Origin of the sequence: Bradyrhizobium sp. CCGUVB4N, assembly GCF_024199945.1 — a bacterium.
In the GTDB taxonomy this organism is placed as follows: Bacteria; Pseudomonadota; Alphaproteobacteria; order Rhizobiales; family Xanthobacteraceae; genus Bradyrhizobium.
The window spans coordinates 3,487,857-3,502,969 of record NZ_JANADP010000001.1 but is presented as its reverse complement, the minus strand read 5'-3'; the positions used below and the strand labels follow the sequence as shown (position 1 = coordinate 3,502,969).

Annotated in this window: 16 protein-coding genes; 9 read left to right on the top strand and 7 right to left on the bottom strand. The window is 63.2% G+C overall.

Annotation, left to right across the window (positions count from 1 at the left end):
* Positions 1–142: 142 nt before the first annotated feature.
* Positions 143–268, bottom strand: a complete 126-nt coding sequence (locus NLM31_RS43010) for a hypothetical protein (protein ID WP_256562436.1) — start codon at positions 266–268, stop codon at positions 143–145.
* Here NLM31_RS43010 and NLM31_RS15800 point away from each other — a divergent pair.
* Positions 212–1,153, top strand: coding sequence for a cupin domain-containing protein (locus NLM31_RS15800; protein WP_254196195.1), 942 nt, complete (start codon positions 212–214; stop codon positions 1,151–1,153). The two genes, NLM31_RS43010 and NLM31_RS15800, sit on opposite strands and share 57 nt — an antisense overlap.
* 78 nt (positions 1,154–1,231) lie before the next feature.
* Here the strand turns inward: NLM31_RS15800 and NLM31_RS15795 are convergent, their stop codons facing one another.
* The 5 genes from NLM31_RS15795 to NLM31_RS15775 all read right to left on the bottom strand — a co-directional run bounded on the left by NLM31_RS15795 (position 1,232) and on the right by NLM31_RS15775 (position 4,799).
* Entirely contained in the window at positions 1,232–1,474 is a 243-nt protein-coding gene (locus tag NLM31_RS15795) for a transcriptional regulator (RefSeq protein WP_254130241.1), read from the bottom strand.
* Between the two features lie 97 nt (positions 1,475–1,571).
* Positions 1,572–1,781 (bottom strand): cold-shock protein, encoded by a 210-nt coding sequence (locus NLM31_RS15790; protein WP_028143038.1) that lies wholly within the window; start codon positions 1,779–1,781, stop codon positions 1,572–1,574.
* Between the two features lie 422 nt (positions 1,782–2,203).
* Entirely contained in the window at positions 2,204–3,163 is a 960-nt protein-coding gene (locus NLM31_RS15785; RefSeq protein WP_254196194.1) for a hydrolase, read from the bottom strand.
* Between the two features lie 109 nt (positions 3,164–3,272).
* Positions 3,273–3,656, bottom strand: a complete 384-nt coding sequence (locus tag NLM31_RS15780; RefSeq protein ID WP_254192807.1) for a tautomerase family protein — start codon at positions 3,654–3,656, stop codon at positions 3,273–3,275.
* Positions 3,657–3,827: 171 nt separating this feature from the next.
* The gene (locus NLM31_RS15775; RefSeq protein WP_254130239.1) at positions 3,828–4,799 is read right to left on the bottom strand and encodes a hypothetical protein; all 972 of its coding nucleotides are present in this window, start codon (positions 4,797–4,799) and stop codon (positions 3,828–3,830) included.
* Between the two features lie 321 nt (positions 4,800–5,120).
* Here NLM31_RS15775 and NLM31_RS15770 point away from each other — a divergent pair, with 321 nt between their 5' ends.
* Positions 5,121–5,564 (top strand): SRPBCC family protein, encoded by a 444-nt coding sequence (locus NLM31_RS15770; RefSeq protein ID WP_254130238.1) that lies wholly within the window; start codon positions 5,121–5,123, stop codon positions 5,562–5,564.
* Positions 5,565–5,780: 216 nt separating this feature from the next.
* On the opposite strand, the gene NLM31_RS15765 is transcribed toward NLM31_RS15770, so the two are convergent.
* The gene (locus NLM31_RS15765) at positions 5,781–7,109 is read right to left on the bottom strand and encodes an Hsp70 family protein (RefSeq protein ID WP_254192806.1); all 1,329 of its coding nucleotides are present in this window, start codon (positions 7,107–7,109) and stop codon (positions 5,781–5,783) included.
* 298 nt (positions 7,110–7,407) lie between these two features.
* Here NLM31_RS15765 and NLM31_RS15760 point away from each other — a divergent pair, with 298 nt between their 5' ends.
* From NLM31_RS15760 to NLM31_RS15730, 7 genes are all read left to right on the top strand, one after another.
* Positions 7,408–7,545: a hypothetical protein gene (locus NLM31_RS15760; protein WP_209965316.1), complete on the top strand. Its 138-nt coding sequence runs from the start codon at positions 7,408–7,410 to the stop codon at positions 7,543–7,545.
* A 249-nt stretch (positions 7,546–7,794) separates the two neighbouring features.
* A complete protein-coding gene (gene oxlT, locus NLM31_RS15755) occupies positions 7,795–9,084 on the top strand; it encodes an oxalate/formate MFS antiporter (RefSeq protein ID WP_254130236.1) in 1,290 nt (429 codons plus the stop codon).
* Positions 9,085–9,343: 259 nt separating this feature from the next.
* Complete coding sequence (oxlT, locus tag NLM31_RS15750) at positions 9,344–10,678, top strand: oxalate/formate MFS antiporter (RefSeq protein ID WP_254192805.1); 1,335 nt, start codon at positions 9,344–9,346, stop codon at positions 10,676–10,678.
* A 195-nt stretch (positions 10,679–10,873) separates the two neighbouring features.
* A complete protein-coding gene (locus NLM31_RS15745) occupies positions 10,874–11,302 on the top strand; it encodes a CBS domain-containing protein (protein WP_254130234.1) in 429 nt (142 codons plus the stop codon).
* 114 nt (positions 11,303–11,416) lie between these two features.
* A complete protein-coding gene (locus NLM31_RS15740; protein WP_254192804.1) occupies positions 11,417–12,436 on the top strand; it encodes a 2-dehydropantoate 2-reductase in 1,020 nt (339 codons plus the stop codon).
* A gap of 11 nt (positions 12,437–12,447) precedes the next feature.
* Positions 12,448–13,221, top strand: a complete 774-nt coding sequence (locus tag NLM31_RS15735) for a fumarylacetoacetate hydrolase family protein (RefSeq protein ID WP_254192803.1) — start codon at positions 12,448–12,450, stop codon at positions 13,219–13,221.
* 485 nt (positions 13,222–13,706) lie between these two features.
* Positions 13,707–15,113 (top strand): hypothetical protein, encoded by a 1,407-nt coding sequence (locus NLM31_RS15730; RefSeq protein WP_254192802.1) that lies wholly within the window; start codon positions 13,707–13,709, stop codon positions 15,111–15,113.

Here is a 15,113-nt window from a genome sequence, read left to right as displayed (position 1 = left end):
GACCAACACGGTCCGGGGGAATGGACAGGCGTTTCCAGCAAGATCGCGGTTCTTCCATCCACCGTTGGCGGATGGTCGCCGCTCGTAATGTCGGCTCGCCGCGCCCGGTGACCTATTCCGCCGTTCTTCCGGACGATAGAGATCAATCGTCCAGATGTTGTGTCCTATCGTCCATCGATCTAATCTGGACGGCATGGACATACTCGCCCAGGTGCTCGATCGGGTTCGTCTCGGCGGCACGCTGCTTTTTCACTTCGAGCTCGGCCATCCCTGGCACCTCGAGTTGCCGGCGCGCCCCTACGCCTTGTTTCACTATCTCAGCCAGGGCTCAGCGACCCTCAGCCTCGAACGGGGGCAGCAAATCGAAATGTCCGAGGGCGACTTTGTCGTCATCACGCGAGGCGAGCCGCATGTGTTCTATTCGGATCGCCGGGCCAAGCCTTTGCGGATCATGGATATCGACCGCTCGTCGCCGCGTCTTGGTGTCGTTCGTCACGGCAAAGGAGCAAAGCCGCGCTCGACCATGATCTGCGGCAATTTCACCGTGTCACGGCCGCTGTTCGGCAGCGTGATGGAGCTGCTTCCGCCCGTGCTCCTGCTGAAGCCGATGGCGGATGGTGGTTGGCTTGAAGCAATCTTGCGCCGCATGGTCAGCGAGTCCGCGCTCGAGCGTCCCGGCCAACGGGTCGCGCTTTCACGACTGACGGAAGTCCTCTTTGTCGAGGTGCTCCGAAGCTGGATCGCATCTCTCAGTCCCGGACAAGGCGGCTGGCTTGGGGCCATATCCGACCCTCATATCGGACCGGCACTCAAGCTCATTCACGAAAACCCGGAGCGCCCCTGGACGCTGAGCGATCTTGGCCAACGCGTCGGGCTCGGCCGCTCGGCATTTTCGGCGCGCTTTACCAAGCTCGTCGGCCAGTCCATGCACCGCTATGTGATCGCGCGCCGGATGGCGGAAGCCGCGTTCCTGCTGGAAACCAGCGATGAGCCGATTGCACGGATTGCCAGCCGGGTCGGCTACGAGACAGCGGCGGCATTTTCCAAGCTGTTCCATCGACATCACGGCCTATCGCCCGGTCGGTACCGAGCCGCCAGACAATCTGATAGCGGTGCAAGGCAAGCAGACATTCCGCAGGAAGCTGCTGATTGACCTTGGACCGGCTTTCGGGACCAGCTTTTGCATCGCAAAGGTGGTCGCAAGCCGGCACATCTGCCCGCCCGCGCAAAGCTATTGCGGCTGCTTCCTCTTGCGCTTGGTGACGCCCGGTGCCGGCAATGATGCCTGACGAGTTGCGTCGGCTGCTTCCCTGGCTTCGCGCAGCTCACGAAGCCGTGCCATGTTCTTGCGGATGTCGACGGCCTGCTTTTCGGCGTCCGCCATCGCTTGCGCGCCTTCTTGAGCAGCCAAGCGCTGACGGTCGGAGCGCGCGATGCTTTCGGGTGACGGTTCAGCCGATTTTCTGGCGCTCATCTCTCACCCTTTCGGAAACTGACAAAACCCGCTCAATCCGGGGATCGAGCGGGTCGCATGGCCGTTTCAGTACATCCGTGAAACGGCACTGGAGGGCTTAAGCCAGCGAGAGATTCTCAGCGCTGACCTTGCCCCGCATCTTGTCGGTCTTGGCCTCGAAGTTGACCTTTTGTCCCTCGGCGAGACCCGCAAGACCAGCCCGCTCGACCGCGCTGATGTGAACGAACACATCTTGGCCGCCGTCGTCGGGCTGAATGAATCCGAAGCCCTTCTGGCCGTTGAACCACTTCACAGTACCTGTCGTCATTATCTCTTCTCCAAAGAGCACACATGTGCGTTCCGCGTGACGCTCACGCAGAACCGTTTCAATTCGTCGATGTCGATGGAAAAGGAGCCCGCGGGCGCATTCAACAAGGCACAGCGGCTGAACGAACAGAACGAGGGTATACCTCACCATCCATATAAGCAAGGCAGCAGCCGGATTTAGTCGCGCCCGCGGCTTCTACGGAAACCTTCGCGGGTTTGGGGACTCAAACTCAAGTTGCCCGGCGAAAGGCGGACGAGCCGTCACGAACCGCATTTTGGCATCCTTTGTAGGTTGTAGGGTCGCTTCACAACGACAAATGCGTCCGCGCGATAGTGAAGAAGATGCAGCGCGAAGGCGTCTTCAAGGAGATGCGACTGCACCAAAGCGGTTAAGACATCCTCGCTTCCTCACGAACGCGATGCTCACCGATCTCCGCCGGCGAGCTGCTCGCGAAAAAACTTCACCACCGCTACGTCGAACGCGCGGTGAAAGGCGGCCCGGTCAAAGCCGTCGGGATCGGTGCAGACCTGCGGCCTCAATGCTGCGAGCTCCGCCGTGCAGGGCGGCAGAAATGCATAATGACCGGCCGGTACGACGTGAATGTCGGGATTGCCCGGCAGACTGCGGGTCACGCGTGCGACGCTCTCCGCCTCCACACCCCCGCCCCCCAGTTCTGACCGCCAGACCAGCAGCGGGATTTTGATGCCAGCCAGGTTTTCAGGGGTGAATGTAAAGCCCACGGCCGGATCCACGATCACGGCGGCCTTGATCCGTGGATCGTGTGGCGGATCGGATGGAAACTCGCCGGCGCGCCGCTCCTCGCAGACCGCCGACTTGCTGTCCGGCTTGCAAGCAAGCCTGTGGAAATCGGGCTGACCGCCGACCAGCACCAGCCCGGTAAAGCCCCCCAGCGAAAAGCCAAAAAGGCCGACCCTGGTCGGGCCGATCACCGCCCTGTCCTTCCATTCGTTCAACATGAAATCGAGCAAGCGCACCATCTGCGCTGGGCGTGACGCCCAGACAGACATCCCTCGCCCCGACATGTCGTTGGTGTTGTTGCCGGGATGGTTGATCGCGGCGACGACAAAGCCGGCGTTCACCAGCGCTTCGACGATGTCGAGATGAAGTGCGAAGTAGCCGCTATTGCCATGAGAGATGATGACCAGTGGCAGCTTGGCCCCCGTGACGGGACAGTCTTGAGCGCCGGGCAGCCAATCGACCGTGGGCACCGCAAGATTGCCAAGCGCCACATGCGCCGGCTCCGCCGTGCAAGGATACCAGATCGCGCCCGACAGCGCCGGATCGGATTGGAGAAGTTGAATGCCTGCGGCCTTGGCAAATGAGCCAAGACAGCAGAGTGCGATGGCGAAAGCCCAAACCACCTTGCGCAACGGACGCCCCCCGATTTCGCGCGGGAGTTGAGGGAACAACCGTAGCGGAATTGTGGCTTCAACTCATCAACTGACGGCCGGTCTCCGCTCCGGCGGCCTGTCACGTCGCGTATTGTGCAATGCCATGCCCGAACGACCAGTTCTCCTTCGCGGTCTCCACGAGGTTGATCACGATATCGTCCGGACGCCCGTCCAGCTGCTTCTGATATTCATCGACGATACGCTTGTAGAAAGCCTTCTTCATCTCGATGGAGCGGCCGGCGTTTAACGTGATCTGGATGAAGACGACATCCTGGCTGTAGCGATTGCCCAGATAGCTTTCGGCATGATTGAGGTCGTCGTGGTCATGCTCCGTGATGACCTGGAATTTGTCGTCTTGCGGCACGTTGATCAACTCGCGCATGGCGACGTAAATGATCTCGCCCAGCGTCTTCCGGTATTCCTTCGATTTGCCCTTGCGAAGATCGATGCGAACAAACGGCATGAGTTGTATTCCTTTTCCTCGTGGCGGGATGATCTGGACGCGGCCAGGATCTGGACGCGGCCAAGTCTGGACACGGCCAAATCACGTTGAAGGAGCAGATAGCGATTGATGCCAAGACATCCAATCAAGCCACGGTGAAGACGCGACAGCGGAATTGTGGCTTCGTCCCTTCTAGAACCGTGCGCGTGGTACGATCCGGGCGAGCAGAGGTACGTTTGCGTGCCACAGCATGCAATCGCGCGCCCGCGCGGTCTGGCCGGCCGCAAGTTCGACGAGCTGCGCCCGCGAGAACACGTGCCGCTCGCAGAAGAATGGACGAAGCGGCGAGCGCGAGAAGAAATTGTAGAACAGCGCAGAGCGGTCGCGCGCGATCGCCGGGCGGCCGCGATGGTAGCGGCTCGCAACATCCGCGAAGATCACCGTCCCGGCCTTGCCGGTGCAGGTCGTGACATCACCGCGTGCCAGCGACCCGCCGAGCCGCTGCTCCAGCATTTCCTGCGTCAGAACCGGAAAATTGGCGCCGTCAAGCCGGTCGCAGCCCGGAAAGGCGCGATGCAGCACTTCGAGCGGGCCGCCCTCCTCATCGACATCGTGCAGATAGACGATCACCTTGACCATCCGCCGATCCTCGACATCGCGATGCCATCGGCGCGCCGCGACCTGACGGCCATCGGCCACGGTGTAGAAGAAATTCAGCGTGTCGCATGCCGCGGGCAAGCCGAGATAGGTCTCGACGATGTCGAGGATGCGGTCGTTGAGAGGCCAGTGGACGATGTGCGGATGGCGCATCATCTCCTCGGCGCCGACCTGCACCGTATACTGGCCGGCGAATTCGCCTCTTCTTGCGCGGAGCGAATAGGCGTTCGCGATGTCGGTCGCCGACGTCCAGAGCGCATCCGTCCCAGCCAGGTTCAGCGCCGCGAGCGAGGTGATGTAGACGCCGTTCGTCTCCAGCCCGGCGACGATGTCCGTATCGAGCGGCGAAAGTTGAGGCAGGCGCGGCTTGTGAGAGGCCCGTGCCTTTTCGTAGCCCTCGTTCAATTTCCGGCTGATGGCCGGCATTCCGAGCAAACGCGAAGCGGTCTCGGCTGGCAGGCTGCGGACCCGGCGCAAGGCCCGGTAACGCAGCGTCTTCTGCTTCATGTCGCGAAGTCCCCCAGTTGCGATTGAATCATCGCGCGGTCGCGTCGTCATGCGGCGCGACCGGCAACGGACTCATCGCTGAGATGCGAGGCCAAAATCCGGCTTGAGTGTTTCGGAGTGTGAACCGGAGCGTAGATGCTCTCAAATTGTGCGAACATCGCGCGCCGTATACAGGCGACGCCGTCACGACCGGCGTCAACTCGGCAGCGACATCAGGTGAAAAAATTCGGCGCCCCATGTCGGATCCGCGGGGCCACGCTCGTCCTTGGGCCATGATGGGCAAAAGTCTTCGCGCCCAGCAACTCACAGGGAATAACGACCATGCCGAGCACAGTACGCCTGCACCGCGTTCTCACGACCAGCCCTGAAAAGGTCTATCGCGCCTTCGTCGAGGCCGATGCGCTGGCAAAATGGCTTCCGCCCAACGGTTTCACCTGCACCGTGCACCATCTGGAGGCCAAGGTCGGCGGCACGTTCAAGATGTCGTTCCGGAATTTCACGACAGGCAACGGCCATTCTTTCGGCGGCGAATATCTCGAGCTCGTTCCGGGCCAGCGTCTGCGCTACACCGACAAGTTCGACGATCCCAACCTGCCGGGCCTGATCGAGGTGACCGTGATCCTGAAGAAGGTCTCTGTCGGCACCGAGGTGGATATCACGCAGGCCGGCCTTCCCGACGTCATTCCCGTGGAGGCCTGCTATCTCGGCTGGCAGGAATCGCTGCGCAACCTGGCGCGGCTCGTCGAGCCGGAGATCAATCAGTAGCGGCGCAAGCGCAGCGAACGCCTCGTCCTTCGAGACGACCGCTGCGCGGTCTCCCGTCCGTTACCGCGCCGGCTATCTTAGCCGATCCGGCACGATCTGACTTACAAGGATGAGGCTAAGCGGCATCGGCGCCCGTCGAAACTGCGACCACAAACTCCGTCCTCATCCTGAGGGCCCGCCGAAGGCGGGCGTCTCGAAGGATGGCCGCATTGCGCGCTACCCGGCCGCCTTCCTGAGCCCGCCGTCCGCGGTCCAGCGATCCGGCTCGGGGCTGTACCCGATCAGCGCGAGGCCGTAGGCGATCGACTCGAACTGGTCGCCCGACATCAGCCGCTCATTGCCGAACCGGTCGGCGAACAGTTTTCGTACCGCCGGCACGAACGAGGTGCCGCCGGTCAGGAACACCTTCTCCACGTCGCGCGCGCTAATGCGGGCCTCGCCCAGCACCTTGTCGACGGTGGCGCCCAGGCGGGCGATGTCGTCGGCGATCCAACTGTCAAAATTTTTCCGTGTGATGGTCGAGCCGATCTCGACACCGCCGCCCTTGAAGCGGAAGTCGACCTCGTCCCTGGCCGAGAGCGCGACCTTGGCGTCCGACACCGCGCGATACAGCGAGAAGCCTAGATCGAGATCGACGATGGTGATGAAATCCTCGAGCAGCGCGGGCTTGACCGCGGTGCGTGCAAGCTCCCGCAGCTCGCGGAGATCGCCGTTGCTCTTCATCAGCGCGAGCTGATGCCAGCGCGCGAGGTTGGTGTAGTGGCTGTTCGGGACCGGCAGCACCTTGTCGAACGAGCGAAAGCTCGAGCCTTTGCCGAGCCGTGGCGAAACGACGTGATCGACGATGCGATAATCGAACGTGTCGCCCGCGATGCCGATGCCGGCATGGCCAAGCGGCTCGGCACGCAAGACGCCGCCCGCGCGCGAGAAACGCATCACCGAGAAGTCGCTGGTGCCGCCGCCGAAATCCGCGACCAGCACAGTGGCATCGCGCTCCAGCCGGCGGGCGAAGGAGAACGCCGCCCCCACCGGCTCATAAACATAGCGCGCGTGACCGGCGCCGAGGCGCTCAAACGCGGCGCGATAGCGCTGCATCGCCAGATCGTCGTCGGGATTGCCGCCGGCAAAACGCACGGGACGGCCGACCGTGATGTTCGCCACGTCGAATCCGAACTTGTCGCCGCCATGGCGCGCCAGCGTGCGCAGGAACGCCGCCAGAATATCCTCGAACTTGAAGCGCTGCCGGAACACCTGGGTGGTGTTGAAGCTGGAGCTCGCCGCAAAGGTCTTGAACGACTGCAGGAAGCGGTAGATATGGCGGCCTTCAAGGAACTGCTCGATCGCCCATGGGCCGCCTTCGGCCTGGGCGCCGGCGCCCGGCCGGTCCTCCCAGAAGCACAGGGCCGAGACGTAGGTGCTGTGGCGTTGTCCGCCATGATCGAAGCGGATGGCCTCGACCCGGCGATCGTCCACCGCAAGGGCGACGACCGTGTTGCTGGTCCCAAAATCGATGCCGATCGAGACGGCGGGCGAGGCGCTCGACATGAACCACTCTGTAAGATGCTTGGAAAAGGGGGCGAACCACTAACCGTTTTGCACTGCGGTGCCAAGAGCCGGGTTCGAGCGCCGATCCGTACTGGCCCGGAGCCGCTTTCTTACCCTTTTTGAGCCCCAAACCGCGGGTTTTCGGCTCCAGAGGCCCCTTTTAACGAAGCATTATGCTGCAATGCGGCAAATCGAATGCTGCCATGCAATGACATGCATAGACAGTGGCATCTGGTATACATAGATTGCCTTTCGAAATGAGGCAGCAGTACTGACTGTCTTGAGAAAGGGAATTCCGATGTCCAAGTCCGCTTCCGTCGCGCTCGCGCCCTCCGCCTCGCTGTTCGCCCGCTTCATGGCCGCCGTCGACCGCTTCCTGATGGCCAGCGCCGAGATCTCGAACCACAACGGCGACCTGCCCCGCTTCGGCCTGTAAGGGCCAGGACGAGCGCCGGCGCGTCGAATTGTCGCGGCGGTTGTAAAACCAGCGAACTCCTACTTTTGAAGAATGGCCCTGCTCTGCGGGGCCATTTCTATTTGGGAATCGGCCCATTCTCGCAGCTTCGAAAACGGGGTTGCGTCATAAGCGCACAATGGGCCGCCGCGCGCTTGAAGCTTGGCATAATGAATACAAGAATGCCTCTAACGCTCGCTCAAAAAAACAGAAGCGCTCATTGGAGGATTCATGACGGACATGGTGCAGACAACAACGGCTCCTGCAGCCGCCCGCGTCAGCGACACGTATCGCTGGGCGCAACTGGCGATCGGCGTGGCGGCCATGGTGATGATCGCCAACTACCAATACGGCTGGACGTTCTTCGTCCCCGACATCCAGAAGAAATTCGGTTGGGATCGCGCGTCGATCCAGTGGGCCTTTACCCTGTTTGTTTTGTTCGAGACCTGGCTGGTGCCGGTCGAAGGATGGTTTGTCGATAAATACGGTCCGCGCATCGTCGTGCTCGTCGGCGGCGTGCTCTGCGCGATCGGCTGGATGATCAACGCGCAGGCCACCACGCTCAACGGCTACTATCTCGGCATGATCGTCGCGGGCATCGGCGCCGGCGGCGTCTACGGCACCTGCGTCGGCAACGCGCTGAAATGGTTTCCCGACAAGCGCGGTCTCGCCGCAGGCATCACGGCCGCCGGCTTCGGCGCAGGCTCCGCGCTCACCGTCGCGCCGATCCAGGCCATGATCAAGGATAGTGGCTTCCAGACCACCTTCCTCTATTTCGGCCTCGGACAGGGCATCATCATCTGCATTCTCGCGTTTTTCCTGCTGGCGCCGAAGCCGGGCCAGGTGCCGGCCGTGGTGGCAAACGCAGCGCTGGCGCAGACGCGGCGCAACTACCAGCCGACCGAAGTCCTGCGTCAGCCGATCTTCTGGTTGATGTACTTCATGTTCGTGATCGTCGGCGCCGGCGGGTTGATGGTGACGGCGAATCTGAAGCCGATCGCGGTCGACTGGAAGGTCGACGCCGTGCCGGTCACGCTGATCGGCATGACCATGACCGCGGTGACGTTCGCGGCGACCATCGACCGCGTGCTCAACGGCCTGACGCGTCCGTTCTTCGGCTGGATCTCCGACATGATCGGCCGCGAGAACACGATGTTCATCGCCTTCGGCATGGAAGGTTTTGGCATCTGGATGCTCTATCTCTGGGGCCAGGACCCGATCTGGTTCGTGATCCTGTCGGGCTTCGTGTTCTTTGCCTGGGGTGAGATCTACTCGCTGTTCCCCTCGACCTGCACCGACACGTTCGGCGCGAAGTTCGCGACCACCAATGCCGGCCTGCTCTACACCGCCAAGGGCACCGCCGCGTTGCTGGTGCCGCTTGCAAACTACGTGCAGCAGACTTCCGGCCATTGGGACAACGTGTTCATCCTCGCGGCCGGCGCCAACATCCTCGCCTCGCTGCTGGCGATCCTGGTGCTGAAACCCTGGCGCAAGGTCGTGGTCGCGCAATCGAGCGTCTGAACTCGTCCAACCAACACCATCTCGCGAACGACGCCCGGCCTCACGGCCGGGCGTTTTCGTTTTGCCCGAATATACCCCAATACCGGAAACCCGAAGGAACCTGCACTTTTCTTGAGCCGGGCGGCAAGATAGGCCTTGCATTCTGGAATATGGTATACCAAGCTGCCGCCCGCGCTTGCGACGATAAGCCACAATATTTGCGACACTCCGTCATATGGGCAGCAGTGTCGTGACCAGACAGGCGCTTGGGAGGTTGTTGATGATGTCCAGCACGGACGGCGCCGTGACCGCTGCGCCCCTACGAACCGGTTTCCGTTGGCTCCAGCTCGCAATGGGCATCGTCTGCATGGCGATGATCGCGAACCTGCAATATGGCTGGACGCTGTTCGTCGATCCGATCGATGCCAAGTACCATTGGGGTCGCGCCGCGATCCAGCTCGCCTTCACCATCTTCGTCGTCACCGAGACCTGGCTGGTGCCGATCGAGGCCTGGTTCGTCGACAAATACGGCCCGCGCATCGTCATCATGTTCGGCGGCGTGATGATCGCACTGTCCTGGATCCTCAACTCCTACGCTGACTCGCTTCCGGTGCTCTACGCGGCGGCCGTCATCGGCGGCATGGGCGCGGGCGCGGTGTACGGCACCTGCGTCGGCAATGCGCTGAAATGGTTTCCCGATCGCCGCGGCCTCGCCGCCGGTGCAACCGCCGCCGGCTTCGGCGCGGGCGCAGCGCTCACCATCGTGCCGATCGCGACCATGATCGCGACGAGCGGCTATCAGCACGCGTTCCTCACCTTCGGCATCGGCCAGGGCGTGATCGTGTTCTTGCTCGCCTTCTTCATCCAGCCGCCGCGGCTCTCGATCCCGCCGAAGAAGAAGCAGCTCAACCTGCCGCAGACCAAGATCGACTTCACCCCGCCGCAGGTGCTGCGCGCCCCGATTTTCTGGGTGATGTATCTCGTCTTCGTCATGGTCGCCTCCGGCGGCCTGATGACAGCGGCCCAGATCGCGCCGATCGCGCACGACTTCAAGATCGCCGACACGCCGGTCTCGCTTGCCGGCTTCCAGATGGCCGCCTTGACGTTCGCGATCTCGCTCGACCGCATCTTCGACGGCTTCGGCCGCCCGTTCTTCGGCTTCGTGTCCGACACGATCGGCCGTGAGCACACCATGTTCATCGCCTTCGGCACGGCGGCGCTGATGCTGCTGACGCTGTCGGCCTACGGTCACGTTCCGCTCGTGTTCGTGCTCGCCACCGCGATTTATTTCGGCGTGTTCGGCGAGATCTACTCGCTGTTCCCGGCCACCTGCGGCGACACCTTCGGTTCGAAATACGCGACCACCAACAACGGCATGCTCTACACCGCGAAGGGCACCGCCTCCCTGCTCGTCCCGCTCGCAAGCGTGATCTCGACCGCCTATGGCTGGAAGGCCGTGTTCGTGGTGGCCGTGGCGCTGAACGCGACGGCCGCGCTGATGGCGCTGTTCGTGATCAAGCCGCTGCGCCGCTCCTTCATCCTGGGCAAGGAAGCCGAGAGCGCCAGCACCGCAACAGCAAGTGCCGAGACCAGAGCCAAGACCGGGACGGCGTAGCCGACCACACGCCGGCACGACGGTCAGAAGGGGCGCAGCGATGCGCCCCTTTTTCTTTCTCAATCCTGCTGCGTGGTCCCGACGACAAACGTCAGTATTGCTGCCGCAAGAATTTTCGGATCAGCCAAAACCAGCGCTTGACGATTGGCATTATGTATACCACACTTCCCTCATCGTTCACCCAGGGAGGTTGCCATGCTGGTCGGAGACATTCTGCGCAAGAAGACGCCGCGCGTTGTCACGGTGCGAATGAACGAAACGGTGGGTATCGCCGCCAAGCTGATGCGGGCCAACAACATCAGCGCGCTGGTGGTGAAGGACGTGGTCCGCTCCGAAGGCAACACCGCGGTCGGCATGTTCACCGAGCGCGACGTGGTGCGCGCGGTGGCCGAGCACGGCGCCAATGCCATCAACGTCAAAGTCTCGCAGCTCGTATCGGTGCAGCAGCTCGTCTCCTGCACCTCGTCCGACACGATCGAGCACGTCCGGCACCTGATGAACCGGAATCACATCCGGCACCTGCCCGTGATCGACGATTACAGCCTCGTCTCCGTCATCAGCATGCGCGACATCGCGGCTGCCGTGGACGAGGCGCTGAACGGCTCGCCGCAAGCGGCAGCCTGATCACTTAAAGCGGCGAACCTCTTCCCCTGCGACTACCGGCCCCGGCTCGGACACCTCCGAGCCGGACCGGATCTTTCGTCCCAAATTTCCGGTTTCTGATCCCGCGAGGATTTCATGAAGATCTGCATCTACGGCGCCGGCGCGATCGGCGGATATCTCGGCGTGCAGCTGGCGCGCGCAGGCGCCGATGTCAGCCTGGTCGCACGCGGCGCGCATCTGGCCGCGATGCGCGAGCACGGCCTGACACTGCTCGCCGGCGAGGAGAAGCACACCGTCTATCCCCGCTGCACCGACAACGCGGCCGAGCTCGGCGTGCAGGACTACATCATCGTCACGCTGAAGGCGCATTCGATCACCGGCGTGATCGAGAAGATGCAGCCGCTGCTCGGGCCGCACACCCGCATCGTCACCGCGGTCAACGGCATCCCCTATTGGTACTTCCACAAGCACGGCGGCGAGTACGAGAACTCGACGCTGGAGAGCATCGATCCCGGCGGCCGGCAATGGCGCGAGCTCGGGGCCGAACGCGCCATCGGCTGCATCGTCTATCCCGCCACCGAGATCGAGGCGCCCGGCGTGATCCGCCACGTCTACGGCAACAATTTTCCGCTGGGCGAGCCCTCCGGCGAGATCACGTCGGACGTGCAGCACCTCGCCGATCTGTTCGTCGCCGCCGGCCTGAAGGCGCCGGTGCTCGACCGCATCCGCGACGAGATCTGGCTCAAGCTCTGGGGCAATGTCTGCTTCAACCCGATCAGCGCGCTGACGCACGCAACGCTCGACGTGATCTGCACCGATCCGTCCACGCGGGCGCTATCGCGCGCGATCATGGTGGAGACGCAGGCGATCGCCGAAACCTTCGGCGTCAAGTTCCGCGTGGATGTCGAACGCCGCATCGAGGGCGCCCGCAAGGTCGGCGCACACAAGACCTCGATGCTGCAGGATCTCGAGCGCGGCCGGCCGATGGAGATCGACCCGCTCGTCACCGTTGTGCAGGAAATGGGCCGCCTGACCAAGATCCCGACGCCCGCACTCGACTCGGTGCTGGCGATGGTGACGCAGCGTGCCCGCGTCGCCGGCCTCTATGACGGCGTCTCCGCGCCTACCGATCCTCGCGCGCTGGCGGTGGCGTGATGGCAAGCGAGATGAAACAATGGCTCCGCTTCCGCCACGCCGGCGCGACCGGCTTCGGCACGCTGACCGCATCAGGCATCAGCGTGCATGAAGGCGAGCTGTTCGGCCGTAACGCGGCGACCGGCAAAACCCTGGCGCTGTCGGAGGTCGAGCTGCTCGCGCCTTGCGCGCCCAGCAAGATCGTCGCGCTCTGGAATAATTTTCACGCGCTCGCGGCCAAGCTCAATCAGCCCGAACCGCCGGAGCCGCTCTACCTGCTCAAGGCCACCACCACCATCACGACGCCCGGCGCCGTGATCCGCCGTCCTTCCTACTACGACGGCAAGACCACCTATGAGGGCGAGCTCGGCATCGTCATCGGTAAGACCTGCGCCCGCGTCTCGCCGGCGGAAGCCGATGGCTTCATCTTCGGCTATACCTGCGTCAACGACATCACCGCCAACGACATCCTCACCAGCGATCCCACCTTTCCCCAGTGGGCCCGCGCCAAGGGCATCGACGACTACGGTCCGTTCGGCCCGGTGATCGCGACCGGCCTCGATCCGGCAAAGCTCACGGTGCGCACCATCCTCAACGGCGCGGAGCGGCAGAACTATCCGATCGCCGACATGATCTTCAGCGCGCAACAGCTCGTCAGCAAGATCTCCCACGACATGACCCTGCTCCCCGGCGACCTCATCGCGGTCGGCACCTCGGTCGGCGTCGGCGTGATGAAGGAGCCCGTGAACACGGTCACCGTGGCGATCGACGGCATCGGCGAATTGACGAACGAGTTTCGGCTGTAGCCTCGCCGGTGATTTTCGCCGCAGCGCGGCAAAATTGATCCTGCGCAAATTGCGCCATCGTGGCCGTCGCTATCCTCCCGGCAATCAATTTCTGATGCCAGGGAGGACGCCATGACGACAGCCGGTTATGCGCTTTTGTGGACGGTTCTGTACTTTGCTCTCGCGTTCGGTGCGATCTTCTTGGTCTGGTTCGCCGACAAGATGCGCTCGAACTTCCTCGGGAAATAATGGACCGGGGTGCGCCCGTTCGCCTCGACGCGCGCTGAGGGGACCGCGCCCCGGATTGCGCTGCGCTCCATCCAGGCTGCGAATGTCCATGTCGGGAGAACCCGGCAACCTGCACCGGCCGTGCAGCGAACGGCCGACGCAACCGGCTGTGAATCGCGCGCCCGGAGGCCCCCCGGCACGCCGCCCGGCCCTTGATCTCGGTTCCGCTCTCCAATAGCAATCATGGCGAAAATGTGTGCCGGCGCGGGGGCGTCACGATGGGGCTGTTTTTCCTGGTTGCCTGGGTGGTCCTGCTCGCCGCCATCGCGTTTCTCGCCCCGCAGGCGTTCGGTTACGACGTCACGCATCTGCCCGGCATGTTTGCCGCCCTGCCGATGCCGCAACGCATCGCAGCCGGCGCGATCCTCGTGGTGGGGCTGGCGCTGATCGGCACCTCGGCCTGGCGGCTCTCGCGTCAGGACCGGCGCCTCGACAAGCTGCGCGACCGCCTCAAGAAGACCCGGGAAGACGTCGTCGTCGCTCACGCCCTGCAAAATCACCTCGATACCACCGTCCAGCACCTGATCGAGAGCGATCCCAGGGAGGCCGTCTCCGCGCTCCACGACAAGCTCGGCGAGACCGAGCAGCGCGCGCTGCTCCAGCAGGGCCGCAACCAGTCCACCGACATGCACGACCAGCTCGCCGAGATCCGCCGCCACCAGCAGGCGTTGCGCGAGACGGTCGGCAAGGTTGCCGATCAGCGCCGCGCGGTCGAACCCGTTTTCACCGAGATCCGCGACCGCCAGAACCAGCTCGAGCGCGCGCTGCTCGATCTCGAAACCGACGACCGCAAGAACAATCTCGCCGACCGCCTGAAGGACATCGCCCGCGACGTCTCGACCCTGCTGGGCCGGGTCAACGCGGTGCAGGACACGTTCGCGACGCTCAACCAGTACAAGGAAGATCTGGCGAAATCCTATGCCGAGCTGGCGCCGCTGCGATCGTCGGACGCCGGCATCAACGCCCTGATCGGCGAGCTCAGCCTCAGCCATGACCGGCTCGCCAAGAGCGTCGACGAGCTCGAGACCGGCGGCGAGGCCCCGCTCAGCGCACGCGTCGAGACGCTGTCGAACAACAAAAACGAGATCGAGCAGCGCCTGGCCCGGATCGACGACAGCACCAACATCCTCAAAACCATCCGGCTCGATTTCGAGGAGCTCGGCCAGCGCCGGACCCAGCTCGAACGCTCGCTCGCCGACGTCGAGACCGATCCCGACGGCAACACACTGGTCGACCGCCAGAACGCGCTGAACGATTTCGTTCTCCAGTCGCGCCAGCGCCTCGGCGCGCTGCAGGAAACGCTGGCGACCCTGAACGCCTTCAAGACGGAGCTGTCGAAATCGCAGGCCGATCTCGTTCCGCTGAAGGCGCCGGTGTTCGGCATCGAGGCCATGATCGCGGATGTCAGCACCACCCGCGATCTTCTCGCCAAAACCGTCGGCGAGATCGAGGCCAATGGCGATGTCACCCTCACCTCGCGCGTCGACGCGCTGACCAGGAGCAAGCGCGAGGTCGAAGACCGCCTCGCCCGCATCTTCGAGAATTTCAATGCGCTCGATGCGCTCCGCAAGGACATCGGCGGCATCTTCTCGACCATCCGCAACAGCCTGAACCGGATCGGGTGA

What these genes read in the sequence shown, in the direction of transcription:
- NLM31_RS43010 (WP_256562436.1), bottom strand. Translation starts at nt 268, where the DNA reads ATGGCCGAGCTCGAAGTGAAAAAGCAGCGTGCCGCCGAGACGAACCCG.
- NLM31_RS15795 (WP_254130241.1), bottom strand. Translation starts at nt 1,474, where the DNA reads ATGAGCGCCAGAAAATCGGCTGAACCGTCACCCGAAAGCATCGCGCGC.
- NLM31_RS15790 (WP_028143038.1), bottom strand. Translation starts at nt 1,781, where the DNA reads ATGACGACAGGTACTGTGAAGTGGTTCAACGGCCAGAAGGGCTTCGGA.
- NLM31_RS15780 (WP_254192807.1), bottom strand. Translation starts at nt 3,656, where the DNA reads ATGCCGTTTGTTCGCATCGATCTTCGCAAGGGCAAATCGAAGGAATAC.
- NLM31_RS15775 (WP_254130239.1), bottom strand. Translation starts at nt 4,799, where the DNA reads ATGAAGCAGAAGACGCTGCGTTACCGGGCCTTGCGCCGGGTCCGCAGC.
- NLM31_RS15770 (WP_254130238.1), top strand. Translation starts at nt 5,121, where the DNA reads ATGCCGAGCACAGTACGCCTGCACCGCGTTCTCACGACCAGCCCTGAA.
- NLM31_RS15765 (WP_254192806.1), bottom strand. Translation starts at nt 7,109, where the DNA reads ATGTCGAGCGCCTCGCCCGCCGTCTCGATCGGCATCGATTTTGGGACC.
- NLM31_RS15760 (WP_209965316.1), top strand. Translation starts at nt 7,408, where the DNA reads ATGTCCAAGTCCGCTTCCGTCGCGCTCGCGCCCTCCGCCTCGCTGTTC.
- oxlT (WP_254130236.1), top strand. Translation starts at nt 7,795, where the DNA reads ATGACGGACATGGTGCAGACAACAACGGCTCCTGCAGCCGCCCGCGTC.
- oxlT (WP_254192805.1), top strand. Translation starts at nt 9,344, where the DNA reads ATGATGTCCAGCACGGACGGCGCCGTGACCGCTGCGCCCCTACGAACC.
- NLM31_RS15745 (WP_254130234.1), top strand. Translation starts at nt 10,874, where the DNA reads ATGCTGGTCGGAGACATTCTGCGCAAGAAGACGCCGCGCGTTGTCACG.
- NLM31_RS15740 (WP_254192804.1), top strand. Translation starts at nt 11,417, where the DNA reads ATGAAGATCTGCATCTACGGCGCCGGCGCGATCGGCGGATATCTCGGC.
- NLM31_RS15735 (WP_254192803.1), top strand. Translation starts at nt 12,448, where the DNA reads ATGAAACAATGGCTCCGCTTCCGCCACGCCGGCGCGACCGGCTTCGGC.
- NLM31_RS15730 (WP_254192802.1), top strand. Translation starts at nt 13,707, where the DNA reads ATGGGGCTGTTTTTCCTGGTTGCCTGGGTGGTCCTGCTCGCCGCCATC.